32 protein-coding genes are annotated in these 25253 nt (G+C 68.1%); 17 read left to right on the top strand and 15 right to left on the bottom strand.

Annotation, left to right across the window (positions count from 1 at the left end; genetic code table 11):
* Positions 1-32: 32 nt before the first annotated feature.
* Positions 33-506 (bottom strand): VOC family protein, encoded by a 474-nt coding sequence (locus NTM_RS13770; RefSeq protein ID WP_163766617.1) that lies wholly within the window; start codon positions 504-506, stop codon positions 33-35.
* A gap of 70 nt (positions 507-576) precedes the next feature.
* Positions 577-1182, bottom strand: a complete 606-nt coding sequence (locus NTM_RS13765; protein WP_435405094.1) for a TetR/AcrR family transcriptional regulator — start codon at positions 1180-1182, stop codon at positions 577-579.
* A gap of 100 nt (positions 1183-1282) precedes the next feature.
* Here NTM_RS13765 and NTM_RS13760 point away from each other — a divergent pair, with 100 nt between their 5' ends.
* From NTM_RS13760 to NTM_RS13745, 4 genes are read left to right on the top strand one after another with little or no spacing between them, the layout of a single operon-like run.
* Entirely contained in the window at positions 1283-2158 is an 876-nt protein-coding gene (locus NTM_RS13760) for an alpha/beta fold hydrolase (protein ID WP_163766616.1), read from the top strand.
* Positions 2155-5061 carry an aminotransferase gene (locus tag NTM_RS13755; RefSeq protein ID WP_163766615.1) on the top strand — a complete coding sequence of 969 codons (2907 nt, stop codon included), beginning with the start codon at positions 2155-2157 and terminating at the stop codon, positions 5059-5061. The genes NTM_RS13760 and NTM_RS13755 overlap by 4 nt, the downstream gene beginning before the upstream one ends.
* 7 nt (positions 5062-5068) lie before the next feature.
* A complete protein-coding gene (locus tag NTM_RS13750; RefSeq protein WP_163766614.1) occupies positions 5069-5443 on the top strand; it encodes a limonene-1,2-epoxide hydrolase family protein in 375 nt (124 codons plus the stop codon).
* A 36-nt stretch (positions 5444-5479) separates the two neighbouring features.
* Positions 5480-6280: an adenylate/guanylate cyclase domain-containing protein gene (locus tag NTM_RS13745; RefSeq protein ID WP_435405093.1), complete on the top strand. Its 801-nt coding sequence runs from the start codon at positions 5480-5482 to the stop codon at positions 6278-6280.
* Here NTM_RS13745 and NTM_RS28550 read toward each other — a convergent pair.
* Entirely contained in the window at positions 6247-6408 is a 162-nt protein-coding gene (locus NTM_RS28550) for a hypothetical protein (RefSeq protein ID WP_104863987.1), read from the bottom strand. The two genes, NTM_RS13745 and NTM_RS28550, sit on opposite strands and share 34 nt — an antisense overlap.
* 42 nt (positions 6409-6450) lie before the next feature.
* On the opposite strand from NTM_RS28550, the gene NTM_RS13740 reads away from it, so the two are divergent.
* Positions 6451-7128, top strand: coding sequence for a guanylate cyclase (locus NTM_RS13740; RefSeq protein WP_179964067.1), 678 nt, complete (start codon positions 6451-6453; stop codon positions 7126-7128).
* Positions 7129-7232: 104 nt separating this feature from the next.
* The gene (locus tag NTM_RS13735) at positions 7233-7871 is read left to right on the top strand and encodes a hypothetical protein (protein ID WP_163766612.1); all 639 of its coding nucleotides are present in this window, start codon (positions 7233-7235) and stop codon (positions 7869-7871) included.
* Here NTM_RS13735 and NTM_RS13730 read toward each other — a convergent pair.
* The gene (locus tag NTM_RS13730) at positions 7868-8317 is read right to left on the bottom strand and encodes a hypothetical protein (RefSeq protein ID WP_104863990.1); all 450 of its coding nucleotides are present in this window, start codon (positions 8315-8317) and stop codon (positions 7868-7870) included. The two genes, NTM_RS13735 and NTM_RS13730, sit on opposite strands and share 4 nt — an antisense overlap.
* 175 nt (positions 8318-8492) lie before the next feature.
* Complete coding sequence (locus NTM_RS13725; RefSeq protein ID WP_163766611.1) at positions 8493-10169, bottom strand: HNH endonuclease signature motif containing protein; 1677 nt, start codon at positions 10167-10169, stop codon at positions 8493-8495.
* A 151-nt stretch (positions 10170-10320) separates the two neighbouring features.
* On the opposite strand from NTM_RS13725, the gene NTM_RS13720 reads away from it, so the two are divergent.
* From NTM_RS13720 to NTM_RS13710, 3 genes are all read left to right on the top strand, one after another.
* Positions 10321-10623: a hypothetical protein gene (locus NTM_RS13720; RefSeq protein WP_104863992.1), complete on the top strand. Its 303-nt coding sequence runs from the start codon at positions 10321-10323 to the stop codon at positions 10621-10623.
* A gap of 111 nt (positions 10624-10734) precedes the next feature.
* Entirely contained in the window at positions 10735-10956 is a 222-nt protein-coding gene (locus tag NTM_RS13715; RefSeq protein WP_232079705.1) for a hypothetical protein, read from the top strand.
* A 9-nt stretch (positions 10957-10965) separates the two neighbouring features.
* Positions 10966-11460 (top strand): nitroreductase family deazaflavin-dependent oxidoreductase, encoded by a 495-nt coding sequence (locus NTM_RS13710; RefSeq protein ID WP_163766610.1) that lies wholly within the window; start codon positions 10966-10968, stop codon positions 11458-11460.
* 4 nt (positions 11461-11464) lie between these two features.
* Here NTM_RS13710 and NTM_RS13705 read toward each other — a convergent pair whose 3' ends face one another.
* From NTM_RS13705 to NTM_RS13675, 7 genes are all read right to left on the bottom strand, one after another.
* Complete coding sequence (locus NTM_RS13705) at positions 11465-12325, bottom strand: DUF4344 domain-containing metallopeptidase (RefSeq protein ID WP_163766609.1); 861 nt, start codon at positions 12323-12325, stop codon at positions 11465-11467.
* 49 nt (positions 12326-12374) lie between these two features.
* A complete protein-coding gene (locus NTM_RS13700; protein WP_163766608.1) occupies positions 12375-12767 on the bottom strand; it encodes an ester cyclase in 393 nt (130 codons plus the stop codon).
* 80 nt (positions 12768-12847) lie between these two features.
* Complete coding sequence (locus tag NTM_RS13695; RefSeq protein ID WP_163766607.1) at positions 12848-13246, bottom strand: VOC family protein; 399 nt, start codon at positions 13244-13246, stop codon at positions 12848-12850.
* Positions 13247-13306: 60 nt separating this feature from the next.
* A complete protein-coding gene (locus tag NTM_RS13690; protein ID WP_232079703.1) occupies positions 13307-13660 on the bottom strand; it encodes a DUF1801 domain-containing protein in 354 nt (117 codons plus the stop codon).
* Positions 13661-13866: 206 nt separating this feature from the next.
* Positions 13867-14208: a DUF1801 domain-containing protein gene (locus tag NTM_RS13685; RefSeq protein ID WP_104863998.1), complete on the bottom strand. Its 342-nt coding sequence runs from the start codon at positions 14206-14208 to the stop codon at positions 13867-13869.
* Between the two features lie 112 nt (positions 14209-14320).
* Positions 14321-14689 carry a type II toxin-antitoxin system VapC family toxin gene (locus tag NTM_RS13680; protein ID WP_104863999.1) on the bottom strand — a complete coding sequence of 123 codons (369 nt, stop codon included), beginning with the start codon at positions 14687-14689 and terminating at the stop codon, positions 14321-14323.
* Positions 14686-14883: a type II toxin-antitoxin system VapB family antitoxin gene (locus NTM_RS13675; protein ID WP_104864225.1), complete on the bottom strand. Its 198-nt coding sequence runs from the start codon at positions 14881-14883 to the stop codon at positions 14686-14688. The genes NTM_RS13680 and NTM_RS13675 overlap by 4 nt, the downstream gene beginning before the upstream one ends.
* A gap of 146 nt (positions 14884-15029) precedes the next feature.
* On the opposite strand from NTM_RS13675, the gene NTM_RS13670 reads away from it, so the two are divergent.
* Complete coding sequence (locus NTM_RS13670; RefSeq protein WP_163766606.1) at positions 15030-15632, top strand: class I SAM-dependent methyltransferase; 603 nt, start codon at positions 15030-15032, stop codon at positions 15630-15632.
* A 26-nt stretch (positions 15633-15658) separates the two neighbouring features.
* Here NTM_RS13670 and ychF read toward each other — a convergent pair whose 3' ends face one another.
* A complete protein-coding gene (ychF, locus tag NTM_RS13665; protein WP_163766605.1) occupies positions 15659-16732 on the bottom strand; it encodes a redox-regulated ATPase YchF in 1074 nt (357 codons plus the stop codon).
* Positions 16733-16814: 82 nt separating this feature from the next.
* On the opposite strand from ychF, the gene NTM_RS13660 reads away from it, so the two are divergent.
* Positions 16815-17933, top strand: a complete 1119-nt coding sequence (locus NTM_RS13660) for a DUF6542 domain-containing protein (protein WP_163766604.1) — start codon at positions 16815-16817, stop codon at positions 17931-17933.
* Here NTM_RS13660 and NTM_RS13655 read toward each other — a convergent pair.
* Both NTM_RS13655 and NTM_RS13650 read right to left on the bottom strand, forming a co-directional pair.
* The gene (locus tag NTM_RS13655) at positions 17930-19714 is read right to left on the bottom strand and encodes a penicillin-binding transpeptidase domain-containing protein (protein WP_435405092.1); all 1785 of its coding nucleotides are present in this window, start codon (positions 19712-19714) and stop codon (positions 17930-17932) included. The genes NTM_RS13660 and NTM_RS13655 overlap by 4 nt on opposite strands.
* Entirely contained in the window at positions 19711-20712 is a 1002-nt protein-coding gene (locus NTM_RS13650) for a 4-hydroxy-3-methylbut-2-enyl diphosphate reductase (RefSeq protein WP_104864002.1), read from the bottom strand. The genes NTM_RS13655 and NTM_RS13650 overlap by 4 nt, the downstream gene beginning before the upstream one ends.
* Before the next feature lie 52 nt (positions 20713-20764).
* Here NTM_RS13650 and NTM_RS13645 point away from each other — a divergent pair, with 52 nt between their 5' ends.
* From NTM_RS13645 to NTM_RS13620, 6 genes are all read left to right on the top strand, one after another.
* The gene (locus tag NTM_RS13645; protein ID WP_104864003.1) at positions 20765-21361 is read left to right on the top strand and encodes a lipid droplet-associated protein; all 597 of its coding nucleotides are present in this window, start codon (positions 20765-20767) and stop codon (positions 21359-21361) included.
* Positions 21358-22605: an exodeoxyribonuclease VII large subunit gene (gene xseA / locus NTM_RS13640; protein WP_163766603.1), complete on the top strand. Its 1248-nt coding sequence runs from the start codon at positions 21358-21360 to the stop codon at positions 22603-22605. Before NTM_RS13645 ends, xseA begins: the two co-directional genes overlap by 4 nt.
* Positions 22602-22814: an exodeoxyribonuclease VII small subunit gene (locus tag NTM_RS13635; protein WP_163766602.1), complete on the top strand. Its 213-nt coding sequence runs from the start codon at positions 22602-22604 to the stop codon at positions 22812-22814. The genes xseA and NTM_RS13635 overlap by 4 nt, the downstream gene beginning before the upstream one ends.
* 62 nt (positions 22815-22876) lie before the next feature.
* Positions 22877-24001, top strand: a complete 1125-nt coding sequence (locus tag NTM_RS13630) for a 3-beta-hydroxysteroid dehydrogenase (protein WP_163766601.1) — start codon at positions 22877-22879, stop codon at positions 23999-24001.
* Positions 24002-24013: 12 nt separating this feature from the next.
* Positions 24014-24781: an alpha/beta fold hydrolase gene (locus NTM_RS13625; RefSeq protein ID WP_163766600.1), complete on the top strand. Its 768-nt coding sequence runs from the start codon at positions 24014-24016 to the stop codon at positions 24779-24781.
* A complete protein-coding gene (locus NTM_RS13620; protein ID WP_163766599.1) occupies positions 24778-25248 on the top strand; it encodes a hypothetical protein in 471 nt (156 codons plus the stop codon). Before NTM_RS13625 ends, NTM_RS13620 begins: the two co-directional genes overlap by 4 nt.
* The last annotated feature ends 5 nt before the right edge of the window (positions 25249-25253 follow it).

The raw sequence follows: 25253 nt of genomic DNA, 5'->3' as shown, positions 1-25253 counted from the left end.
CACGAGTCGCGCAGTAGGGTTTCCGGCCGAGGTCAACAGGCCGCGACAGCCTCCTCCAGTTCGGAGATGACGATCTTGCGCATGCCCAGCATCGCCTTGGTCGCGGCCGCGGCGCGGGCCGGGTCGGGGTCGCTGGTCAATGCGGTCAGCCGGTCGGGAACGATTTGCCAGCTCAACCCGAAGCGGTCCTTGAGCCAGCCGCACGAGGATTCCTGGCCGCCGACGACCAGGTGGTCCCAGTAGTAGTCGACCTCGTCCTGATCGCGGCACGAGATCGTGAACGACACCGCCTCGGTGAACGGGAACTGCGGCCCGCCGTTGATCCCGATGAACGTGTGGCCGTCCAGGGTGAACGTGGCCGAGAGCACCTCTCCGGGACGGCCCGGCCCGGCTTCGGTGTAGCGCTCGAGCGAATCGAGCGAGGAGTTCGGAAAGATCGAGCAGTAGAACGCGACCGCGTCCTCGAGGTCGTGGTCGAACCACAGCGACGGCGTGATGGTGGGCATGGTTCTCCTTCGGTCTCCGGCGGGCGGCTGTGTAGACAGACCGCCCGGGGGTCCCGAACTCATCGCGGCGTCAGGTGCGGCCGAGCGCTCCCACCGCCCGCAACGCGAAGTCCAGCGTCGCGACCTGGGCCTGCTTCAGACGTTCCGGATCGTCGCCGGTCTGGCCGCCGAGCACGCGGCTGACGACGGCATTGATCGCCATCGCGTCGAGATCGGGATCAGCCAGCGGGAAGGACCCGTCGTCGCGGCCCCGGCGCAGGATCTCGGCCAGACCCTTCTCGCGGGCTGCGTGCAGGCGTTCGCGCACCGCCCGGTATCCCTTGGCCGACCGCACCTCGTCGGAATCGATCACCATCAGCTGCGTGCGCGTCTTGGTGTCCGCGACGATGTCGAACATCGCGCCGATCCACGCGGCGAGCTGGTCGGCCGCATCACCGTGGGCGAAGTCCGCGACGCCGTCGACGCGGTGGACCACCGCCGCGCACTCCTGCTCGAGCAAAGCCAGGAACAGGTCGTCCTTGGATTGGAAATGCCGGTAGAAGGCCCGGCTCGACACCCCGGCGGTGCGCAGGATCAGAGCCATCGGAACCGGGCCGGTGTGCGGGTCGGCGAGGCAACGAAGGGCGGCATCCATGATGCTGCGCCGTTCGTCGTCTGGGTCCTGACCGGGCTGCACGAGCGTAAATATAGGGTGACCTGTGGCGTTCGGGACCCAAGATGGCAACAACACGCTCGCTGGGTAACGTACTTGACCCGAGGCCCGCCGAAAGGACGCCGTGAGCACCGAGCACAGCGAACCCAGAACCGCGACGTTCCGCGGTGCCGACGATCTGACGCTGGTCGCCGACGAATGGAACAACCCGGAGACCACTTCCCGGTTCGACGAGTCACGACCTTCGGTGCTGATGATGCACGGCGGCGGCCAGAACCGGTTCTCCTGGAAGAAGACCGGGCAGATCCTGGCCGACCACGGCCTGCACGTGGTCGCGCTCGACAGCCGCGGGCACGGCGACAGCGACCGCTCCCCCGATGCCCGTTACACCGTCGAGGCGTTGTGTGAGGACACGCTGGCGGTGCTCGACCGCATCGGCAGGCCGACCGTGCTGATCGGCGCCAGCATGGGCGGGCTCACCGGCATCCTCGCGGCGCGGCAGGCCGGCCCGGACGTGGTGTCCCGGCTGGTGCTCGTCGACGTGGTCCCGCGCTACGAGAAGGACGGCAGCGCCCGCATCCGCGAGTTCATGTTCAGCCACGTGCACGGTTTCGAGTCGCTTGAGGAGGCCGCCGACGCCGTCGCGGCCTACCTGCCGCACCGCGCCAAGCCGCGTAGCCCCGAGGGGTTGAAGAAGAACCTGCGGCGCCGCAACGGCAGGTGGTACTGGCATTGGGATCCGGCGTTCCTGACCAAGCCGAACGAGGATCCGTTCGTCCGCGTCGACCTGCTCGAGCGGGCCGCCATCGAGCTGACCATCCCGATCCTGCTGATCCGGGGCAAACTCTCCGATGTGGTGAGTGAGGAAGCAGTGCAAGACTTTCTGGCCAAGGTGCCGAATGCCGAGTTCGTCGAGCTGTCCGGGGCGGGCCACACCGCGGCCGGCGACGACAACGACGCGTTCTCGGACGCCGTGACCCAATTCGTATTCTCCCGATGAGCGCCGGGTTCAACTTCCTGGAGCAGCGCGAGCTGCCCGCGCCGGCCGTCAGCGAGGCTCAGGCAGAACAGATCCTGTCGGCGTACTACGGGCTGACCGCACGCGCGTCGTCGCTGGGCAGCCAGCAGGACAAGAACTTCCTCGTGCACGGCGAGGACGGCGCGGTCCTCGGTGTGCTCAAGGTCGCCAACCCCGCCTTCACCGAAGTGGAACTGCAGGCACAGGACGCGGCCGCCGACGCGATCGCCGAAGCCGAACCCGCGCTTCGGATCCCGGTGCCGCTGCCCAACGCCGCGGGCGAGCCGTACACGACGGTGCCGGATCTGGTCGACGGCACCGCCTACGTACGACTGCTGCCCTTCCTGCCCGGTGGCACCCTGGTCGAGACCGGCTACCTGTCCCCGGCGGCGATCGCCGGCCTCGGCGACGTCTCGGGGCGGGTCAGCCGGGCGCTGAGGGATTTCACCCACCCCGGTCTGGACCGGGTTCTGCAGTGGGACTTGCGGTACGGCATGGATGTGGTCGAGGAGCTCGGCCACCATGTGACCGATGTCGGCCTGCGGGCCCGGCTGGAGACCGCCGCGCGCGACGCATGGGCGCGGATCTCGGTACGCGACGGCGAGTTGCCGCGTCAGGCCGCGCACATCGACCTGACCGACGCGAACACGGTGGTCGCCCGCTCCCCCGAAGGTGTCCGCCCGGACGGGGTGATCGATTTCGGCGACCTGTCGCACACCTGGGCGGCGTCGGAACTCGCGATCACCGCCTCGTGCGTGCTCGGGCATGCCGGCGCCGAACCGACCTCGATCCTGCCGGCGGTCGCCGCGTTCCATGCGGTGCGGCCGCTGTCGGTGGCCGAGGTCGAGGTGCTGTGGCCGCTGCTGGTGTTGCGGACCGTGGTGTTGATCGTCAGCAGCGCCCAGCAGGCCGTGCTCGACCCCGACAACGACTACATCACCGAGCAGTCCGACGCCGAGACGCGGATGTTCGAGCTGGCCACCGCGGTGCCGGCCGACGTGATGACCGCGGTGATCACCTCCCACCTCGGGATGAACGACGCACCCCACCCGATCAAGGCGCAGGCCCAGATGATCGCGGTGGACCGCGCCGCGGTGCGCACCCTCGATCTGTCCACCACCTCCGAGCTCTACGACGACGGCGACATCCGGTCGGCCGACGAGTACGCGAGCGCCGCATTGGCAGACGGCGCGGCCCTGGTGCTGACCCGGCACGGCGAGGCCAGACTGTGCAATGCCCCGCGGCTGAGCCAGGAAGCCCCCGAGGTGGTCGCCACCGGAGTCGACGTGTGGACCGCGGCCGACACCGAGATCGTCGCCCCGTGGGACGGCGAGCTCAGCGAGGAAAGCTCCGCCCGAATCACCTTGCGCGGCAGCGAGTTCGAGCTCACACTGACCGGCCTGTCCGCAACGGCGTCCGGAACGGTCGATGCGGGCGACGTGATCGGCACCGCGACCGCATCGAACCGGATCGAACTCACCGTGCGACCCGTCGGCGCGCCGGTCGCTCCGCGCTTCACCCGGGCCGATCTCGCCCCCGGCTGGCTGGCCTACACCCGTGACCCGCGGCCGCTTCTCGGCCTGACCCCGCTGAGCGGCGAGGATCGCGGTGATCTGCTGGCCCGCCGGGACGCCAGCTTCGCCCCGGTGCAGGAGTTCTATTACCGCACCCCACCCCAGATCGAGCGCGGCAGAAGGCATTACCTGATGTCGACCCAGGCCCGCAGCTATCTGGACATGGTCAACAACGTCACGGTGCTCGGGCATGCGCATCCGCGGATCGCCGACGTCGCGTCCCGGCAGCTGCGCAGGCTGAACACGAACTCGAGGTTCAACTACGCGGCCGTGGTCGAGTTCAGCGAACGCCTCGCCGGCCTGCTGCCGGACCCGCTCGACACCGTGTTCCTCGTCAACTCCGGTTCGGAGGCCAGCGATCTGGCGATCCGGCTCGCGACCGCCGTCACCGGCCGCCCCGACGTCGTCGCGGTCCGGGAGGCCTACCACGGCTGGACGTACGGCACCGACGCCGTGTCGACGTCGACCGCCGACAACCCGACCGCGGTCGCCACCCGCCCGGAGTGGGTGCACACGGTGGAGTCGCCGAACAGCTTCCGCGGCAGATACCGAGGGGCCGACGCGTCCCGATATGCCGACGACGCGGTGGCCCAGATCGAGGCGCTGATCGCGTCGGGACGCCCGCCCGCGGCGTTCATCTGCGAGAGCGTGTACGGCAACGCCGGCGGTATGGCGCTGCCCGACGGCTACCTGCGGCAGATCTACGCGGCGATCCGCGCGGGTGGTGGCCTCGCGATCTCCGACGAGGTGCAGGTCGGTTACGGCCGGCTCGGCCAGTGGTTCTGGGGCTTCCAGCAGCAGGATGCGGTGCCCGACATCGTGTCGGTCGCCAAGTCGGTCGGCAACGGCTACCCCGTCGGCGCGGTGATCACCACCCGCGCCGTGGCCGAGGCGTTCGCAAGCCAGGGGTACTTCTTCTCGTCGACCGGCGGCAGCCCGCTGTCGTGCGCGATCGGGATGACGGTCCTCGACGTGCTTCGCGATGAGGGGTTGCAGGACAACGCGATCCGCGTCGGCGCCCACCTGAAGGCGCGGCTGGAGGGGCTGCGCGATCGGCACCCGCTGATCGGCACGGTGCACGGCGTCGGCCTGTATCTCGGGGTGGAGATGGTGCGTGACCCCGAGACGCTGGAACCGGCCCCCGAGGAGACCTCGGCGATCTGCGACCGGATGCTCGAGCTCGGCGTGGTCATCCAGCCCACCGGTGATCACCAGAACATCCTCAAGACGAAGCCGCCGCTGTGTATCGACATCGAGGCCGCGGACTTCTATGTCGACACGCTGGACCGAGTGCTGACGGAAGGTTGGTGACGAGCCGATGGCACGCTCCCCCGAGGAGACGGTGACCGAGTTCTGCGCGAAGTGGTCGGCACCCGACCCCGCCGAGCTGGCGTCGTACTTCACCGAAGACGGCGTGTACCACAACATTCCGATGGAGCGTGTGGTCGGTAGGACCGCCGTCGAGGAGTTCATCACCGACTTCGCCGCGATGGTGGACGGGATCGACTTCCAGGTGCACCACCAGGTCAGCTCCGGGAATCTCGTCTTCAACGAGCGCACGGACGTGATGCGGTTCAAGGACGGCCGCGAACTCGCGCTGCCGGTGACCGGGGTGTTCGAGATCGTCGACGGCCAGATCGCGGCCTGGCGCGACTATTTCGACATGGCCACGGTCGCGGCTGCCTGGTCCTAGAAGGTGATCACGTCATCGGCGTCCGATACTGGAGCGGTGACCGGATTGGTGATCCTGGCGGGCGCGCTGGCAGTGCTGGCCGTCGGACTCGGGGTCGCGCTGGCGGTACAGACCCGTCGCCTCCAGCGCAGCCGCGACGAGGCCGACGAACTCCGCCGCCGTCTCGACACCCGCCAGATGCTGGTCTCCGGCGGCACGAAAGCGGTCAAGACGGTCTGGCAGACCGCCAACATCCTGCGCCGGGACGGGCTCGGAGCGGCGGTGCGGTCCTCGATCGAGGAACTCGCCGACTGGGCCGAGGTCGAGCGGCCGGATCTGGCCCGACTGGCACCCAACGGCCGGCTGGCGATCATGTTCTCCGACATCGAGGAGTCCACGGCACTCAACGAGCGGATCGGGGACCGCGCGTTCGTCCGGTTGCTCGGCAGACACGACAAGGCCGTGCGCAGGTTCGTCGAGCGGCACGGCGGACACGTCGTCAAGAGCCAGGGCGACGGGTTCATGGTGGCGTTCGCCCAGCCCGAGCCGGCGGTGCGGTGCGGGCTCGACATCCAGCGCTCGCTGCACCGGCGTCCCGGCGACATCCGGGTTCGCATCGGCATCCACACCGGCAAGTCCGTACTGCGCGGCGACGACGTGTTCGGGCGCAATGTCGCGATGGCGGCGCGGGTGGCCGGGCAGGCCGACGGCGGGGAGATCCTGCTCAGCAGTGCGGTCTACGAGGCGGTGCGCGAGTGCGAGGACCTGGAGTTCGACGGTGAGCGAGACGCCGAACTGAAGGGGTTCTCGGGCACCCACACGCTCTACCCGGTGCGGTCGGCCTCCGCGAGCCGCTGATGCAGCCGCGCGCGGATGTCGTCCGGGGTGTAGGCCCGCCGGCGGCGTTGATCGCGGGCGACCAGGACTCCGCCGGCCACCACGCCCGCGACACCCGCCAGCCCCAACCACTTCCAGATCCCGCGCATACCGGACAGTCTGCATAAGCTGCGGGGGTGAATCCAAGCACGGTGCCTCTGGAGCGCGCGCTGGACGAAACCCGCACCGGCGATATCTGGCTGTTCCGCGGCCATTCCGGACCCGACCGCGCCATCCAGTCGATGACCAACAGCCCGGTGAACCACGTCGGCATGACCGTGGCGATCGACGATCTGCCGCCGCTGATCTGGCATGCGGAACTCGGCGACAAGCTGCTCGATCTGTGGACGGGCACGAATCACCGCGGGGTGCAGCTCAACGATCTGCGCGAGGCGGTGCTCCGGTGGGTGCACACCTACGACCAGCGGTGCTGGCTGCGCCAGCTGACCCCGGACGTGACCCGCGATCAGGAGGACCGGATGCTGCGCGTCATCGCGCGGATGGATGGGACGCCGTTCCCGACGACAGCCCGGCTGACGGGGCGCTGGATGCGCGGCCGGATTCCGACCGTCAGTGACTTCACCCGGGGAATTCCGTTCGTGCACAGCAAGGTTCGCGAGTCGGCGGAGCGCCGCAAGGCCGAGAAGGTGAAGGTCGGAATGGAGACGGCCTACTGCGCGGAGACGGTGGCCATCACCTACGAGGAGATGGGATTGTTGGAGACCGAGAAGCACTCCAACTGGTTCGACCCGGGTTCGTTCTGGAGCGGTGACGTACTGCCGCTGGCGCCTGGATATCGACTCGGCGCGGAGATCACGGTGCTGGCCTAGCCGCCGCTGGTGTCGGGGCGCCGAAACGCCGTCCGATATCCAGCGGTGGGGGCTGGTCAGGTGGTTTGCTTGGTGGATTCGGTAGTTGACGAGGGAGCGCAGGCATGGCGACGCCAACCGATCGGCACGCCCCCGCGCCCAACCCGCCCGGCCGGGGGACGTCCCGGGCGCGGACGTCGGCCATCTGGATCGTCATCGCGGCACTCGTGACGGTGGCCGTCGTCGTCATCATCATGAACTCCCGGGTGCAGGAATTGGAGGTGCAATCCATTCCGGCGCAACCAGAGTCGGCGTCAGAGTGGGTTGCGGGACCGGTTGTGGACGACACTCCGCCCTCGACGCGTCGGCAGGCGCCGCCGCCGGCGCCCGCGGCGTCCGCGGCACCCACCGTCACGCCGTCGCCGGCCCCGGCACTCCCCCAGTCATCCGGACCGCCCGTGGATGCGCGCGGCTATGTCGACTCTCCGCGCTGCGGGGCGAACGAGACGGCGGCGCTGATCGCGCGCACCGACCGGGCGCTCGTGGTGATCTGCGAGTCGGCCGGCGGCGCGTACGAGTATCAAGGGGTGCGGATCAGCGACGGGGCGTCCCTGGAGCTCGACGACGTCCGGCCGATACCGGGAGGTTTTGAGGTGCGCAACGGCGGGACCACCTACCGGCTCTCACCGACGGAACTCGTGGTGATCTCCGGGGAGGAACTCCAGAGTCGCGATCCGATGCTGGACTACCGGGCCGCAGGTTAGGCCAGGTATTCGAACGCTTGCCCGCCGGGTTGCCAGCTGGCCGGCGCAACATCGCTGAAGTCCGACAGCATCGCGATTTGCGGACCGCGCAGCTCGTCGGCGGCGGGCCGAACCTTCACCGAGACCTCGGCAAACTCGATGCGGAGGCCGAGCAGGGGCGCTTCGTGCGTGGCGGTCACGTGCTGTCCGATCAATCCACGAATGGCGTCCGCGTAGCCGGGATCACCGTCGTTCAATGCGCCCGACGGCGTCTCGACGGTCGGCATCACCTCGCAGGTCAACACGGGGTACTCGGCGGAGTTCAGGTGAGCAAACGAGAATTGCACGTACCCGCCGTTGAAATGCACCGATTGCAGGTGGTAGCCCACCAGCCGCGACAGCAGTTCGTTGTACTCGTACTCTGTCCGACTATGCCGCGGTGCGGTCGATCGATCCTGTTGGTTCATCGGTCGATGAGTTCGCCGTTGGTAGTCGCGTTCAGGGTCTCAGCCATCTATGTATCTCGCATTGTCATTGCGTATCGAACCATAAGTTGTATTAAGACAGTAACTTAACGATTCGGCATTGTGTTGGTCAGCTAAATCTGTGAACAAGTTGTAAAGCTGACGAGACATCCTCGACTCAGAACGGCGGCGGGTCGACGCCGTTGCTGGGCGGCGACTTTCCTTGCCGTCGGCTTTTCTCCACCGCAGCGGCCTCGGTAGCGCGATGCTGTTCGAGGGCGCGGCGCGCGGCGTTGCGGTCGCGTTCGGCGTTGATGCGCGCGGCGACGTCGGCGGCGCGGGTGCGCGACCGGGTGGGCATCCGTTTCTCGCGGCACTCCGCGGGCGGGGGTTGAGCCGGCGGGGGTAGCGCGGCGGTGGTGATGTCCCACGCCGGGAAGAACAGTCGGCTGCCGGGCACGGTGGTGTAGGTGTGTCCGGTCGGGGTGGTCCAGATCAGGGTGCCGTCGGGGAGCTGCGTGTCACGCCAGCCGTCGACGAAGGTCTTGGCCAGGTGGTGGGTACGGCATTTGCAGCTCAGATTGGACGGATGGGTGGGTCCGTAGGGCCACGGCACGACGTGGTCGATATCGCAGCGCTCGGCGGGCACATCGCAGCCAGGGAATCGGCAGAACAGATCGCGGGCACGCACGAATGCGGCCAACTTCGCCGACGGCCGATACTGCGGTTCCGCCTCGGGGCCGGGCGTCCACAGCGGTTTGACGCGGGCGCCGCCGCGCAGGGCTTCCGCAAGAGCCGGAGTCGGCATGATCGCGGCCCCGGGCAGCAACGCCACCCCGGAGTCCGCAGGCGGGGCGGGCTCAGGAGTCTCCTCCTCGGGCGCTGGCTGCTCCTGCACCTCCGAGCCGTCGACGCCCTGCGGCGCGATGTCCTCTGCCGGACCCTCCTGCTCGCCCCCCGAGCCCTCCACGTCCTGCGGTTGCCGGCCTTGCCGCGTGGCGTGCAGGCGTTCTTGTTCGCGGTCTTCGGCGGCGATCAGCGCGTGGGCCGCGGCCACCGCAGCAGGGTCGGCGAGCACCGAGATCACGATCGGCGAGACCGGAGCAGCCGTGGGGGCCGGGCATGTCGGCGACCCGCACCGGCAGGCAAGCACCGTTTCCCCGCGCAGGTATGCCCCGGCGGCGTCGGAGCGCCGAACCCCCGCGCTGCGCGGATCCTCGGCACACAAGCCGTCGACCATCGCGGTGACGCGAGCCTTGAACACCGCGGCGTCCCCAGCCATCACGTGGCCCCAGATCGCCACGATCTCGTTCGGGTCCTCGGCGGCACCGATGTGCATATCGCGGGTCTTGACCACCTCGCGAGCCCGGCGCACCGCATCCGGGTCGTACCGATCGATGACCGCATCGACAGCGTTACCCAGGCGCTCGTCCGACAACGGCCCCCACCGGGTGGCCTTCTCGGCGATGTCGGAGTCCACCTCGGACAGCACCCGATCGTCGGTGATCAACGACGTGCGCCAGGTGATCTCCGAAATCAGCCGTGGCGCCAGCCGGCCCTGCGCGAACAACGCGGCGACCTTCGGTAGCCGCTCGCGCAGCGCAACCGCGATCCGCATCTGCCCCGACGCCCGTCGTGTCGACATCGACAACGCCGCCCCGACCACCCCGGCACAGCCTGCCCACGAGTCGTACACGTAGTAGTCGCGAACCTCGTCGTAGGTCACCGTGGCGTGCACCAGCGCCGCGATCGCGGCGGCCTTGCGGGCCGCGGCCCGAGCCTCGTCACGCGCGGCCTGTTCGATCGCATCCACGAGCTGACCCGGGGCCAGTCTCGCGAATTCTTTATCGAACATGTGTTCGACATTACCCGCGCCCGGTGACAACTCGACGCACCTATTCGTGCCACCGGACGATCAATCTCTGCCAACCGAAATGAACGCGCTGACCTGCTGGTTCAACCGATCAGAGCACCAGGAAGCACCACCGCAGGGAAGAAGAACGATCATGAAGAAGCTCACCATCGCCACCACCGCCGCCGCCGCGCTGTCCGCCGGATTCCTGGGCCTGGCCGCCCCCGCACTGGCCGCCCCATCCGGCACCGGAGACGCCCAGGCGACCATCGCCCAGCTCGAAGCCCAGGGCAACCGGGTCATCGTCCACAAGCTCTCCGCCACGCCCCTGGCAGACGCCAACGTCGTCGGCGTCAACCGCGGACCCGCCATCCGCGGCACCGTCCAGGACAACTTCAACGACCGGCTCTACCAGAACACCATCACCGGACACGTCTATTACGTCAACGTCCGCTGACTTCCCTGGGCAGTAAGGCCACCTCCGCTCGGAGGTGGCCTTACTGTTTGCGGGCCCAGGCGTGCCACGTTTGTGACCGGTTCGCGACCGCCGGCGGGCAAGGTGGTACCGATGACGGCGTTCGGCATGCTCGCGGCATTGGCCGCGGCCGCGTGCCTCGGTTATGCGTTCGGGTACCGCCGGGGAGCGCGCACCCAGCCGTGGCGCAAGCGCATGAGCCGTCCCGCACTCGCGCGCCAGGCGACCGGTCTGATCACACTGGTTGCGCTGAGCCAGCTGCAGCGCGCCGCGCACCGGCGGCTACCGGTGCGACCGCGAAGCCGCGCACGGTAGGTTTCCCGAATGCCGTTGCGCTACGTCGACCCTCACCGCCGACGCGGTCCTCAGTACGACAAGGGGGTCCGCTTCGGACGGTCTCCGATCGGGCAGTTCATGGCACGCCACATCGCCCGCCGAACCGACCCCATCCTGTTCCGCCTCACCAAAGGCCGGATCAACATGGGCCCGATCGTCAACGCGCCGCTGCGGACGACGGGCGCGAAGTCCGGTAAGCCGCGCGAGGTTCAGCTGACCTACTTCCACGACGGCTCCGACGTCATCCTCATCGCGTCGAACTTCGGCCAGGACAAGCACCCGCAGTGGTACCACAACCTGAAAGCCAACCCGGACTGCACTTTCGGGCAGGAGCCCTTCACCGCCGTCGAGGTCACCGATCCAGACGAACGTTCCCGCCTGTACGGTCTGGCGGAGCGCGTGTACGCCGGGTACGGCGACTACCGCGAGAAGACGGCGGCCACCGGACGCGAGATCCCGGTTTTCCGGTTGAAGCCGCGGTGACGCGTCACTTCACGTAGGGCTCGAGCAGCGAACCCCAGCCGTAATCCAGCTTTTCGTACTCCTCCTCGCACAGTTCGGCGCGGTCGGACGGTAGCTCGCCGTCGTCGACGATGCCGGCGTTCCCCGCGGGGTCGGCTCCGTAGGCCCAGCACAGCAGGTTGTACATCCGCGTCTGGTTCAGCGAGTGACCGCCCGCGTAATCGGAATCGCCGACCTCACCCTGCTCTTCGGCGAATGCCCGGAACTCGCCGGCGAAATCGCGGATCACCTTCACCGAATCCGCGTCGACGGCGCCGTCGTCGTCCGGTGACAGCATCACGAACGCCGCCAACTGATCCGCGACATCTTCCTCCCGGCCGGTGATCGGCAGATCGTAGATGTCGATCAGCATGTGCCCCAGCTCGTGATAGAAGCTCCCCACCTCGGCGTTCAACGCCGCGTCGACCGGATCGGGATCTCCGTCGCGGGCGAACACCGCCTCGGCGAAATCGGCATCCTCGTAGCAGAGCACGATGGCCTGCTGGTTGGGATCGTAGAAGGCGTTGGGCTCTCCACACTCCTGACCAAGAAGCTGAAAGTCGTTGGGCAGGTTGAACATATCGTTCACCGATGCCGCCAGATCCTCGAGAAGCCCGGCCGATTCCATCATCTGCCGGCCGTTCTGAGCCTCGGGGGTGGTCGCATCCTCGTACGTGACCGTCATGTCCCCTTCGTCGGCCAGTTCGTCGGGCACCTCCCCTGTCGTACTGGACGGGGCCGCCACGCCGGAACCCGTCGGGCTGCCGGCGTCCTGGTCGGAACTGCCGCCGCATCCCACAACCACCAATGCGACAGCCAATGCCGAAGCGATGCGCCAAGCGATCACGTACGTCCCCCTCAGTGTTGCCGCGCAGCCCGGCAGCTTGCCGATGATGCTAGCCGCCGATCTGCGCGCGGACGGCTTCCTTGTCGATCAGGGACCAGACTTCGACGATCTTGAGATCAGCGAACCGGTAGAAGACGTGCTCGGCGAAGGACACCGCACCACCGGAGGGCACGAGTCCGAGAAACGTCCGCTGAGGATGGCAGCGGAAGTAGAGCCGGCACGCGAGCACATCACCGTCGACGACGATCAGTTCCGGCGTGTAGCGAAGATCAGGCGCGGCATCGGTGTCCCGTTCGATCATCGACCGATAATCGTTGCACCCCAGCTGATTTCCGTTATAGGTCAGTTGATCGGCAACGAATTCGCCGAGATCGCCCCACCGTCGGTCGTTCAGGCACGCCAAGTATCCGAGGTAACGGGCGCGCAGCTTGGTGTCACTCATCGCCCCACGATACGGGTCATGCGCGATACGGCGTCAGATCCCGTTGGCCACGAGTCGATTTCGCGACGTCGCCGTCAACCTCACATCCCGAACTTGGCGCGCGCCTCCTCGGTGACCGGGGTGAACAGGTTGACCAGGTTCCCGTCCGGATCGCGGAACATCAGCGCGCGATTTCCCCACGGCATCGTCGTAGGCGCCGTGACCACGTCGCCGACGCTGCCCCGGAGCCGCTCGTACTGCGCGTCCACGTCATCGACGAGGAATTCGACTATCGCACTTCGGTTGGCGGCCGGCTCAGCCGATCCCGGACCGAACAGTGCGACGGTCTTGTCGCTGCCGATGGCGAGTGTGCCCACCGGGGTCGGGATCTCCGCGAACAGGTCGTTGCCCCAGACGGCGGCGGTTTCGGTGACCATCTCGTAGAAGGTCACCAGAGCGCGCACATCTGCGGTGATGAGGCGGGTCGATACGAACTTCATCAGACATCTCCTCGGGGTGCTGCGGGGAAGATGTCGATGCTAGGTCCGCACACCGACAGATCACTCGATCGCGGCGCGGACGATCTCGGCGACCCGCTTCTCGGTGTTCTCGTCCAGGTCGTCGAAGAACCAGGCGGCAGGTATCAGCCGTCCATCCCTGCCTCCGGCCGGCTTCAATGTCGCCTTCTCGCTCAACCCGAGGCTCATCAGGTCGTCGTTCCGGATGAAGACGATGACAGGGGTGCTCGCGGATCTGGCGTAGCCCGGCATGCCGTACCAGATTCGGGGCTTGAGTTCGGGTGCCGCAGCGAGGATGACCTCGTGCATGCGCTGCATGACGCCTCTCCTCGGCTCGTCCATTGCGGCGATCTTGTCGAGGACCTGCTGGAGGTTCTTGTCGTCTTTGCTGACCATTGTCATGTCCTTCCGTAAGCCGACATCGATTGTCGGCGAGAGGGTGTCGGCGCACCAAAAGGTGCAGCACCCCATCCGGACATGTTCCGATCGAGAACTCTCCGCGACGATTCAGGCGATGGACACCTGGAAGCGCCCTCGCACGTTAACACGCGGGAGATCGACTTCGCTCATGGAGCAGTCGGATACCCACGTCCCTGGTCAGCTCAGCCGCGGTTGACCCTCACGGCCTCGTGGATCAAAGCGGTGAACGCGTCGACGTCCAGTGCATCGCCTTCGTACAGATCGATGCAGCGCCGGACCTTTGCGTCGAGACTCGCGTTGAACAAATGATCTGGGTCGTTCAAGGATGCGCCTTTGGCGAAGGTCATCTTGAGCTTGTCCTTGTAGAGCTCCAGGGTGCAGATCAGGCCGTCCAGCGAAAACGTCGGAACGCCGTCAGGGTTTGACGGCTTGCGCCACTTGATCTCCTCGACGACATCGGGTTCGGCTTGCGTGATCAACGACCGGATCTCATGGACCCGGTCGACCCGCCAATCCCCACTCACGGTCGTCAATGTACGCGACCAACACCTTGTCAGGGCACGCGATTTGCACCGCCGCGCACTGCGGCTCTACACGTTGAAGCGAAACTCCACGACATTCCGCGGCCGAACAATGTCACTCGTCGAACAGTCGGACGCCCACTTCCGTTGAAGCAGCCTTCAATCGCTTGTCCCGGGTCCACAGGCGCGCGCCCTCAACCATGGAGACAGCGGCCATCAGATGGGCGTCGACAGCGCTCAGCCCGCGCCCCCAGAGTTGCCGTTGCTCAACGAGATACAGGATCTCGTCATGTCGCGCGGTCGGGAACTGCCACAGGTTGGCGAGAAGATCGAGCACCACGTTCCGACGTGCAATTGATCCGAGCGCCAACTCCTCGACGACCATCGGATGGCAGCCGACACCATCCATTTCCAACTGCTCGACCAGCCTGGACTCCCCGGCGTGAAGATGATCGATCCACACCGCGGTGTCTACGAGAATCATTCCGATGCGCCACGCCGCCGCGGCGCGGCAGTCGCCTCGGCATCCGATCCGCCCAGCGCCGCAAGACGGCGCGCACTTTCCACCCGAATGAGTGTCTGCAATCCCTGTCTGAGCAGTGCCACACTTTCGTGCACACCGGTCAACTCGGCAGCTTTGGCGAGCAGTTCGTCGTCGATGGTGACAGTGGTTCTCATCACGACACCTCCATGCGCATCATCGATGCATTCCATGATGCCACGGAGGCGAAGGTCCGGCGACACGTTGCAGCGAAACTCCACGACATTCCGCCGTCGATTAACGTCACGGATCATCAACGGACCTGCCGCCTACAGTTGCCATCATGACGGACCCCGTCGTCAGGCGCCGCTACACGGAGGTATCCGACGCCTACGCCAGAATGTTCGGCGCAGTCACTCATGTCCATCCTGACGATCTCCGATTCCTCGAAAAACACTTCGAGCGATCTGACGGCACGATTCTCGATGCCGGCTGCGGACCTGGGCACCTGACCGGATACTTGACGGACCTCGGTCTCACGGCAATCGGGATCGATCTGGTACCTGCGTTCATCGACAGTGCCCGCGCGAACCGGCCCGAGGTCGAGTTCACCGTCGGCTCGATGAGCGACCTCGACCTGCCACGCGGTTCCCTCGGCGGGGTACTGGCTTGGTACTCACTTATCCACTTCGAACCCGCCACCCTCACCGAGGTTCTTCGCACCCTTCGTACGGCGTTGTCCGACAACGGAACTCTCGTGATCGGGTTCTTCGAAGGCAAGCAGGTCGAACCCTTCGACCACAAGGTGACGACCGCCTATCGCTGGCCCGTCGACGAGATGTCGGAGACGCTGTCGGCGGCAGGATTCGTCGAGGTGGATCGCCTACAACGTCCGGGTACGGAACGCGTCAGACCGCATGCCGCTCTCGCCATGCGCACCCGATGACACGGAGACGCTGAACGGGAATCCGCCTACACGTTAAAGCGGAACTCCACCACGTCACCGTCCTGCATAACGTAGTCCTTGCCCTCCATCCGGACCTTGCCCGCGGCCTTCGCCGCGGCCATCGACCCGGCCGCCTTAAGGTCCTCGAACGAGACGACCTCGGCCTTGATGAAGCCCTTCTCGAAATCGGAATGGATCACCCCGGCCGCCTTGGGCGCGGTGTCGCCCTGATGAATCGTCCAGGCGCGCGCCTCTTTCGGGCCCGCGGTCAGGTAGGTCTGCAGCTTGAGCGCGTGGAAACCCGCCCGCGCCAACGCATCCAGGCCCCGCTCGGTCTGTCCGATCGACTCCAGCAGCTCGGCCGCGGACTCCTCGTCGAGCTCCTGAAGTTCGGCCTCGATCTTCGCGTCGAGGAACACCGCGTCGGCCGGTGCGACCAGCTCCCGCAGCTCGGCGATCCGCTTCTCGTCGGTCAGCACCGACTCGTCGGCGTTGAACACGTACAGGAACGGCTTGGACGTCATCAGGTTCAGCTCGCGCAGCAACGACACATCGGTGCCCGCGGAGAACAGGGTCTTGCCGGTGTTGAGCACCTCGCTGGCCGCGACCGCGGCGTCGTAGACCGGGCGGCGGTCCTTGTTCGTCCGAGCTTCCTTCTCCAGCCGCGGCAACGCGCGCTCAAGGGTCTGCATGTCGGCCAGGATCAGCTCGGTCTCGATCACCTCGATGTCGGACTTCGGATCGACCCGCCCGTCGACGTGGACCACGTCGTCGTCGGCGAACACGCGTACCACTTGGCAGATCGCGTCACTTTCGCGGATGTTGGCCAGGAACTTGTTGCCCAGCCCCGCACCTTCGGACGCGCCCTTGACGATGCCGGCGATGTCGACGAACGTCACCGGTGCCGGGACGATCTTCTCCGAGCCGAACATCTCGGCCAGTTCGTTCAGCCGCGGATCAGGGAGTGCCACCACCCCCTCGTTCGGCTCGATCGTCGCGAACGGGTAGTTCGCCGCCAGCACGTCGTTGCGTGTCAGCGCGTTGAACAGAGTCGACTTACCCACGTTCGGCAGTCCGACGATTCCGAGATTCAGGCCCACGGGGTCCACAGTGTAGGGAATGTGATCGCCACGCCACCGTTCCCTTGCAACGTCACATAGCGACAGCCGGTACGGTCGACATGTGTCAGGACAGCGTGCGCGATCGGCCGTGGCCGCCGATCACCGCTCCGTGCACCCCGATATCGCAGGGATTCCGTGGTGGGGCGCCATTCTGAGTGCGGTTGTCGCATCAGCCATCGGCTTCGCCTTCGATGCCGGTTCCGGCAGCGGACAGCTCACCTCCGCGTTCTCGACGCTGTATGTCCTCGGCTGCCTGATCGCGGTCCTGGCCGTCCAGCAGGCCAGCCTCTTCACCGCTGTGATCCAGCCGCCCCTGGTGCTGTTCGTCACAGTGCCCGGCGCGTATCTGATGATGCACGGCAGCCAGATCGAGGGCATCAAGGATCTGCTGATCAACTGCGGCTACCCGTTGATCGAGCGTTTCCCGTTGATGTTCTTCACCGCCGCGGCGGTACTTCTGATCGGGCTGGCGCGGTGGTACTTCGCCAAGTCCGCCCCCGCCGCCCCGGCGGCCGACGACGAGTCGACCCGGCCGCGACGCGGAGGCGGGCTCGCCGAGAAGGTGTCGGCGCTTGTCGGCGGGATCACCAAGGGCGCGCAGAAGGCCGATGCTCCGCCCAAGCGGGCGCGCCGGGCCCCCGATCGTCGCCGCGCCGGTGCGGCAAAGGCCGCCGCGAGTAGGTCCGCGCGTGACGGACGGGACCCGGCGAGACGGGATGCGCCACGGCGGCGGCCGCGCGCGGCGGAGACCGAGATCATCGAGCCCGTCGTCGACGACGTCCCGCCCCGGCGCCGCCGTCCCAGGACAGACGACCGGCCCGCCGGCGAGCCGCGCCGCCGTCCCCGGCCCTCGTCCTCCCGTGAGTCGCGGGAACCCCGCGAGGCGAGGGAACCGCGTGAGCCCCGCGAACCGCGGCAGCCGCGGGAACGCCGGGCCCGGTACGACCGCGAGGACCGCTACGAGCGGCCCCGGCCCGAGCGTCGCCGGCCGTCACGCTACGACGATCGCCCCACCCGCTACGGCGATCCCGAGCCGTTCGATCCGTACACCGCCGACGCCGGCTCACACCACCCGATCTCGCGGGTGCGCTACCGCGGCGACGAGTCCGGCGAGCGGGCCGAGTACCGCAACCGCAGGCGCGAGCCCCGCGAAGCGGACCACTGGGAGTACGACATCTAGCCGATCGCGCGCAGGAATCCACCCGCCGCGTCGACCGCGGGACCCGAACTGCCCGCGTCGCCGACGAACACCGCGAGCGCGAGATCGCCGCGAATCCCGACGAACCAGCCGTGTGCCCGTTGTTCGTCGACCTGGGAATTGACGTACTCCGCGGTTCCGGTCTTGCCGAGCATGTCGGGGATGTCCTGGAGCTGGGTGGCGGTGCCGCCGGTGATCGTCTCGCGCATCATCGCCCGCACCTGCTCGTCGACGCTCGGCGGCAGCGGCTCCGGGGTGGTGTCCGAAACCCCGGGCGCCCCCTCGACGATCGCGGGCGCGGGTACCGATCCGCGAGCCAGCGTCGCGGCGACCAGAGCCATCCCGAACGGCGACGCGGTGACCTTGCCCTGTCCGATGCCCTCTTCCACGCGCAGCGCAGGCGTGTCCGCGACGGGCACCGAACCGGTGACCGTCGTCATCCCCGGGGCGACGTAGTCGATACCGAGGCCCAGCTGCGCGGCGGCCTTGGTGAGACCGTCCGCGGGCAGCCCGACCGCCAACCGTCCCATCGTGGTGTTGCACGACTTCGCGAACGCGGTGTGCAGCGGGACGTCGCCGAGTTCGAAGTTGTCGTCATTGGGGATCTGCCTGCCCTCGATGTTCTCGGTGCCCGGGCAGCCGACGATGCTGTCCGGGGTGACCTGCCCTGCCTGCAGCGCCGCCGACACCGTCACGGTCTTGAACGTCGAGCCCGGCGGATAGAGGCCGGTGAGCGCGATCGCGCCCTGCGCGTCGGCGGGCGCGTTCTGCGCGACGACGAGCAGGTTGCCCGTCGACGGCTGGACCGCCACCAGCGCGGCGGGGGTGGTCAGCGGGGCCAGCGCGGCCTCGGCGGCCAGCTGCATGCCGATGTCGAGTGTGCTGGCGATGTCGCCGACCGGCGACGCATCCTGGCCGCCGACATGCTTGGCGCCGGCCGGGGTTTCGGCGAGGACCGCCCAGCCGGTGGCGTCGTCGGTGCGCTGCTGCCACAGCTCGCCGAGCCCCGCCAGGGTCGGCGAGGTCAGCGCACGATCGGTGGCCAGCAGCCGGGTCTGCGGTCGCAGCGTCACATTCGGCAGCGCGGCCAGCGGCTCCTGGATCGGCGCCAGGTCTTCCGCGCGCACCGTGATCGCGGTGACGGGCTTGCCCGCGGCTTCGGCCAGATCACCGGTCAGCGACTGCGCGGTGATCGTCGGCGCGATCGGATTGAGCAGGGCCGCAACGGCGTTCACGTCGACCCCGGGCGCCAGGTCGACCAGGGTGACGATGTGCTGGGTGAGCAGTTCGGCGCCGGTGCGGTCCAGGACGCGCGCGGCCGGCTGCGGGGCCAAGTTGGTGTAGGACAGCGGGCCGGCGTCCAGGCCGGGCGCGACGGTCGCCGGGTTCCAGTCGACGACCCAGTCACCGTCCTTCTCGGTCGCGGTGCCCTCGGTGGTGTAGGTCCACTCGTTGGCCTTCTCGGGACCGAACTTCCAGGTGGCGGCCAGCGTGAACCGCGCCGAGTTCTCCTCGCGCGAGACCGTCGGCACGTCGAAGCCGACCTCGTCGCCGAGGCTGGCGAACAGTTCGGTCAGGGTCGCGGTGGCGCCGGCGGAGTCCGATGTCAGTGCCGCAGCGGCTGCCGCGTCGCCGCGGCCGAGCGCGTCGGCGAAGCCGTGCACGGTGTCGGCGAGGCGGTCCCCGGCGTCGCTGCAGCCGGCGAGCACCAGCAGCAGGATGGCGAGCAGCGCTCCGCCGGCCCTGCGGCGCACGAGGTTCACGCGCGCGCCGGGCGGATCTCCCGCGGCAGGGCGAAGACGAGCGTCTCGTTGGCGGTGGTCACCGGTTGCACGGTGTCGTAGCCGTAGTCGGCCAGCCGGTCCAGCACCCCGCGCACCAGGATCTCGGGCACCGAGGCCCCGGAGGTGACGCCGACCGTGGTGACCCCGGAGAACCAGGCCGGGTCGATGTCCTCGGCGTAGTCGACCAGGTGTGCGGCGGCGGAACCGGCGCCGAGCGCGACCTCGACGAGGCGCACCGAGTTCGACGAGTTCTTCGATCCGACGACGATCACCAGCTCGCACTCCGGCGCCATCGCCTTGACCGCGACCTGACGGTTCTGGGTCGCGTAGCAGATGTCGTCGCTGGGCGGGTCCTGCAGCGTCGGGAACTTCTCGCGGAGCCGGCGCACCGTCTCCATCGTCTCGTCGACGCTCAGCGTGGTCTGCGACAGCCAGATCACCTTGTTCGGGTCGCGCACGGTGACCTTGTCGACGGCGTCGGGGTTGTCGACGACCTGGACGTGGTCGGGCGCCTCACCGGCGGTCCCGACGACCTCCTCGTGGCCCTCGTGGCCGACGAGCAGGATGTCGTAGTCGTCGCGGGCGAAGCGCTTGGCCTCGTTGTGCACCTTGGTCACCAACGGGCAGGTGGCGTCGATGGTCTGCAGATTGCGTGCAGCCGCCTCCTCGTGCACCCAGGGCGCGACACCGTGCGCGGAGAACACCACGATGGCCCCCTCCGGGACCTCGTCGGTCTGCTCGACGAACACCGCACCGGCCTTGGCCAGCGTGTCGACGACGTAGCGGTTGTGCACGATCTCGTGCCGGACGTAAACAGGGGCGCCGTGCTTCTCCAAGGCGCGTTCGACGGTCTCCACGGCGCGGTCCACGCCGGCGCAGTAGCCGCGCGGTTCGGCGAGAAGAACTCGTTTACCTGCCGTCCGTTCGGCTACTGAGCTCGCGGCACCAGGGATGCCCATGTTGACAGTCGGCGGCATGAGTCCAGGGTACTTACCGGCCGGCCGAACCGCCCAGCCGTAGGCTGTGCGCATGTCAACTGCACCGTATGGCGTCCGGCTGCTCGTAGGTGCGGCAGTGACCGCCATCGAGGAGACCCGCAAGCTCCCCCAGACCATCCTGATGTACCCGATGACGATCGCCAGCCAGATCGCCCAGCTTGTCATGAAGATGCAGCAGGACGTCGCGGAGTTGGTGATCAAGGGCGACGAGACGCTGGAGTCGATCTTCCCGCCCAAGGACGAACAACCGGAGTGGGCGACGTTCGACGAGGATCTTGACTCCGGGGGCAGCCACAACACGGACGACGCGGATCTCGGGGACGTCGTCGATCTCCCCGTGCGCGACGGGGAGCGGCTGACCGAGGGACGGTTCGCGCTGTTCAGCGGTGATCCCGACATCGCGAAGGCCGAATCGGTGACGGAGCCGCCGGCGACCGCACCGGATGCCCCGGACATCGCGGCCGAGATCGAATACGACTCGCTGACCCTGGCCCAGCTGCGGGCCCGGCTGACGTCGCTGCGCGTGCCGGATCTGGAGGCGCTGCTCGCCTACGAGGAGTCCACGAAGGCGCGCGCGCCGTACCAGACGCTGCTGGCCAACAGGATCACGCGCGCGTCGGCGAAGTGACCTCGGCGAGGGCGGACGGCGACCCCGGACAATCGGCGGACAACCCGTTTCCGGTCCGCGGGGTGGCCATCCGCGTGGCCGGATGGATCGACAAGCTCGGCGCGGTGTGGGTCGAGGGCCAGATCGCCCAGCTGACGCTGCGCCCGAACTCCAACACCGCGTTCATCACCCTTCGGGATCCGGCGGCCGACATGTCGCTGTCGCTGACATGTCCGCGCGACCTGGTCGTCAACGCGCCGGTGAAGATGACCGACGGCACCCAGGTGATCGTCTACGGCAAGCCGAACTTCTACACCGGCCGCGGCACGTTCTCGCTGCGGGTCAGTGAGATCCGCGCGGTCGGGATCGGCGAACTGCTGGCCCGCATCGAGCGGCTGCGCCGCCTGCTCGATGCCGAAGGGCTGTTCGACCCCCGGCTGAAGCGGCCCATCCCGTTCCTGCCGGGCACCATCGGCTTGATCACCGGCCGCGCCTCGGCAGCCGAGCACGACATCATGGCCGTCGCATCCAGCAGATGGCCCGCCGTGCGGTTCGCGGTGCGCAACACCGTGGTGCAGGGGCCCAACGCGGTCCCCCAGATCGTCGAGGCCCTGCGCGCGCTCGACGCCGACCCGGAGGTCGACGTGATCGTGCTGGCGCGTGGCGGCGGCAGCGTCGAGGATCTGCTGCCGTTCTCCGACGAGACGCTGTGCCGTGAGATCTCCCGGTGCACCACGCCGGTGGTCAGCGCGATCGGACACGAACCGGACAATCCGCTGTGTGACCTGGTGGCCGACCTGCGCGCGGCGACGCCGACCGACGCGGCGAAGCGGATCGTGCCCGACACCGCCGCCGAGCAGGCGCTGATCTCGGATCTGCGGCGCCGCAGCGCCCGCGCGCTGCGCAACTGGGTGAACCGTGAGGCGCACGTCGTCGCGCAGCTGCGCAGCCGGCCGGTGCTGGCCCGGCCGCTCGCGGCCATCGACGCCCGCGCCGACGAGGTGCACCGCGCCCGCGCCGCGGCCCGGCGCGACATCACCCGGCTGTTGACGAGGGAATCGGAGCGCATCGGGCACCTGTCGGCACGGCTGGCGACACTGGGTCCCGCGGCGACGCTGGCCCGGGGTTACGCGGTGGTGCAGACGATCCCGGACTCCGGTGAACCACAGATCCTCGGGTCGGTCGCCGACGCCCCGGCGGGCACCAGGCTGCGGGTGCGGGTCGGCGACGGCGCGATCACAGCGACGAGCGAGGGGGAACAGTGAAGCCTATTAGTCAACTCGGATACGAACAGGCGCGCGACGAACTGATCGATGTCGTGGAGCAGCTTGAGCACGGTGGCCTCGACCTCGATTCGTCGCTGAAACTCTGGGAAAGAGGTGAACAGCTGGCGAAACGGTGTGAGGAGCACTTAGCCGGCGCTCGCGAGCGGGTCGAGAAGGCACTGGCCTCCAATGCCGAAGAGGACGTGTGAGGCGGGAACGGGTTTTCCGCTCAGCTCTCGAAATTGGAACACGTTTCAGTTAGTCTGCCCGCATGGGTGATGCCTCGCTGCGCACAGAACTCGGCCACGTGCTGGTCACCGGCGGCTCCGGGTTTGTCGGCGCCAACCTGGTCACCGAACTCCTGAAGCGGGGCCTGCGGGTGCGCTCGTTCGACCGGGTTCCGTCACCGATGCCGGAACACCCTCGGCTTGAGGTGTCCGTCGGCGACATCACGAACCCCGACGACGTCGCCCGTGCGGTGGGCACCGGCGCAGACACGGTCGACACCGTGTTCCACACCGCCGCGGTCATCGACCTGATGGGCGGCGCGTCGGTCACCGAGGAGTACCGGCAGCGCAGCTTCGCGGTGAACGTCACCGGGACCGAGAACCTGGTGCGGGCCGCGCAGAAGGCAGGCACCAAACGCTTCGTCTACACCGCGTCCAACAGTGTGGTGATGGGCGGGCAGCGCATCGCCGGCGGAGACGAAACCCTGCCGTACACCCAGCGTTTCAACGATCTCTACACCGAGACCAAGGTGGTCGCCGAGAAGTTCGTGCTGTCGCAGAACGGGGTCTCGGGCTTGCTGACCTGCTCGATCCGGCCCAGCGGGATCTGGGGCCGGGGCGACCAGACCATGTTCCGCAAGGTCTTCGAGAGCGTGCTGGCCGGTCACGTGAAGGTGCTGGTCGGCAGCAAGAACGTCAAGCTCGACAACTCCTACGTGCACAACCTGGTGCACGGCTTCATCCTGGCCGCCGAGCACCTCGTCGAGGGCGGGACCGCACCGGGCCAGGCGTACTTCATCAACGACGGCGAGCCGATCAACATGTTCGAGTTCTCCCGGCCGGTGGTGGAGGCCTGCGGCCAACCGTGGCCGTCGCTGTGGATGCCCGGCCGGCTGGTGTGGGCGGCGATGATGGCCTGGCAGTTCCTGCACTTCAAGTTCGGGCTACCCAAGCCGCTGCTGGAACCGCTTGCGGTGGAACGCCTTTACCTGGACAACTACTTCTCCATCGCGAAGGCCGAACGCGATCTGGGCTACCGGCCGCTGTTCACCACCGAACAGGCGCTGGCGCAGTGCACGCCGTACTACGTCGAGTTGTTCGAGCGGATGAAGGCCGAGACCGGCGTCCCGGCAGTGCAGGCCGCCGCCCCGGTCCCGCCGAAGGGCTGACACACTCGGCCCATGCCGGAGTTTCGCTTCACCGAGCACGCCGGCGCGCGCCTGCGTTACCTGGACTCCGGCGGTGACGACCTCGGGGCACCCGTGGTGTTCGTGCCCGGGTTCACCTGTGTCGCCGACGATTACACCGAGGTCCTGCCTGTCCTGGGCCGGCGGGCTGTCGTCGTCGAACTGCGGGGCCACGGCCACAGCCATGCGCGGTCCGGACCGTTCGACTCGGACACCCTCGCCGGCGATGTCGGCGCCGTGGTCGACGACGTCACCGACGGCCCGGTGCACGTGATGACGTTCTCGCGCGGGACCCCGTACGCGCTGCTGTGGGCCCTGGCCAACCCGGACCGGGTGCGCTCGGTGTCGATCGGCGACTACGTACCGCAGGAGATCGCACTGTCCGACGACATCGTCACCCGCCTGCTCGAGGGGCGCTGGCGCGGCACGCCGGTCGGTGAGCGGGTCGACCGCGCGGCCGGATTCGCGACGATCCGCGCCGCGAGAACACAGTCGTTGTGGGAGCCGCTGGCGTGCCGGCAGCCACCGCTGCTGGTGGTCCGCAGCCCGAACGCGCCGATCGTCGACGACGCGGCGTGGGCGCGCTACCGCGCGGACTTCCCCGCCGCGAAGCTGCACGAATTCGTCGACTCACCGCACGACATCTTCCGGCCGGACCGCGGCCGGTACCCGCGACTGGTCCGCGAGCACATCGACGCGGCGGATGACGCGGCGGATGGCCGTAGCGCGTCGGCGACCGAGAGGAGGACGATCGAGTCATGAGCGAGCCGCAGAGTCCTCAGGTCCCGGACGCCGCCCCCCAGGGGGCCGTGCCGCCACCATCGGCGACCCCGCCGCCGGTGCCCCCGCCGCAGCCACCACCCCATCAACCGCCGCCCTACGGTGCGCAGAACCGGTCCAACCGCGTCACCCAGGTCGCGGCATGGATCGGCATCGTCGCCGGGTCGCTGGTGATCGTCGCCGTCATCTTCTTACTGGGTTTCGTGGTCGGCCAGAACTCAGGCGGGGATGACGACCAGGACTGGCACCGCGGCGACCGACCCTTCCACCACGGCGAGTCCTGGGGCCCCGGAATGTACGGCGGCCCCGGCATGATGCCGGGCATGCACGGCGGGATGATGCCCGGCATGCAGGGCGGGATGATGCCGATGCCGGGCGGGATGATGCCCGGCATGCAGACACCGTCGGCCCCGCCGTCGACGAGGCCACCGGCTCCGCCGCGGCCCTGACCGCG

The organism is Mycolicibacterium parafortuitum (assembly GCF_010725485.1).
GTDB lineage: Bacteria > Actinomycetota > Actinomycetes > Mycobacteriales > Mycobacteriaceae > Mycobacterium.
The sequence above is the reverse complement of the archived record's forward strand: the minus strand, read 5'-3'. Positions and strand labels throughout refer to the sequence as shown.

Excerpts from the sequence above, each read along its gene's own strand:
- NTM_RS13770 (WP_163766617.1), bottom strand. The coding sequence starts at position 506 with ATGCCCACCATCACGCCGTCGCTGTGGTTCGACCACGACCTCGAGGAC.
- NTM_RS13755 (WP_163766615.1), top strand. The coding sequence starts at position 2,155 with ATGAGCGCCGGGTTCAACTTCCTGGAGCAGCGCGAGCTGCCCGCGCCG.
- NTM_RS13750 (WP_163766614.1), top strand. The coding sequence starts at position 5,069 with ATGGCACGCTCCCCCGAGGAGACGGTGACCGAGTTCTGCGCGAAGTGG.
- NTM_RS28550 (WP_104863987.1), bottom strand. The coding sequence starts at position 6,408 with ATGCGCGGGATCTGGAAGTGGTTGGGGCTGGCGGGTGTCGCGGGCGTG.
- NTM_RS13735 (WP_163766612.1), top strand. The coding sequence starts at position 7,233 with ATGGCGACGCCAACCGATCGGCACGCCCCCGCGCCCAACCCGCCCGGC.
- NTM_RS13730 (WP_104863990.1), bottom strand. The coding sequence starts at position 8,317 with ATGAACCAACAGGATCGATCGACCGCACCGCGGCATAGTCGGACAGAG.
- NTM_RS13725 (WP_163766611.1), bottom strand. The coding sequence starts at position 10,169 with ATGTTCGATAAAGAATTCGCGAGACTGGCCCCGGGTCAGCTCGTGGAT.
- NTM_RS13720 (WP_104863992.1), top strand. The coding sequence starts at position 10,321 with ATGAAGAAGCTCACCATCGCCACCACCGCCGCCGCCGCGCTGTCCGCC.
- NTM_RS13715 (WP_232079705.1), top strand. The coding sequence starts at position 10,735 with ATGACGGCGTTCGGCATGCTCGCGGCATTGGCCGCGGCCGCGTGCCTC.
- NTM_RS13710 (WP_163766610.1), top strand. The coding sequence starts at position 10,966 with ATGCCGTTGCGCTACGTCGACCCTCACCGCCGACGCGGTCCTCAGTAC.
- NTM_RS13700 (WP_163766608.1), bottom strand. The coding sequence starts at position 12,767 with ATGAGTGACACCAAGCTGCGCGCCCGTTACCTCGGATACTTGGCGTGC.
- NTM_RS13695 (WP_163766607.1), bottom strand. The coding sequence starts at position 13,246 with ATGAAGTTCGTATCGACCCGCCTCATCACCGCAGATGTGCGCGCTCTG.
- NTM_RS13690 (WP_232079703.1), bottom strand. The coding sequence starts at position 13,660 with ATGGTCAGCAAAGACGACAAGAACCTCCAGCAGGTCCTCGACAAGATC.
- NTM_RS13680 (WP_104863999.1), bottom strand. The coding sequence starts at position 14,689 with ATGATTCTCGTAGACACCGCGGTGTGGATCGATCATCTTCACGCCGGG.
- NTM_RS13675 (WP_104864225.1), bottom strand. The coding sequence starts at position 14,883 with ATGAGAACCACTGTCACCATCGACGACGAACTGCTCGCCAAAGCTGCC.
- NTM_RS13670 (WP_163766606.1), top strand. The coding sequence starts at position 15,030 with ATGACGGACCCCGTCGTCAGGCGCCGCTACACGGAGGTATCCGACGCC.
- NTM_RS13650 (WP_104864002.1), bottom strand. The coding sequence starts at position 20,712 with ATGCCGCCGACTGTCAACATGGGCATCCCTGGTGCCGCGAGCTCAGTA.
- NTM_RS13645 (WP_104864003.1), top strand. The coding sequence starts at position 20,765 with ATGTCAACTGCACCGTATGGCGTCCGGCTGCTCGTAGGTGCGGCAGTG.
- NTM_RS13630 (WP_163766601.1), top strand. The coding sequence starts at position 22,877 with ATGGGTGATGCCTCGCTGCGCACAGAACTCGGCCACGTGCTGGTCACC.
- NTM_RS13625 (WP_163766600.1), top strand. The coding sequence starts at position 24,014 with ATGCCGGAGTTTCGCTTCACCGAGCACGCCGGCGCGCGCCTGCGTTAC.
- NTM_RS13620 (WP_163766599.1), top strand. The coding sequence starts at position 24,778 with ATGAGCGAGCCGCAGAGTCCTCAGGTCCCGGACGCCGCCCCCCAGGGG.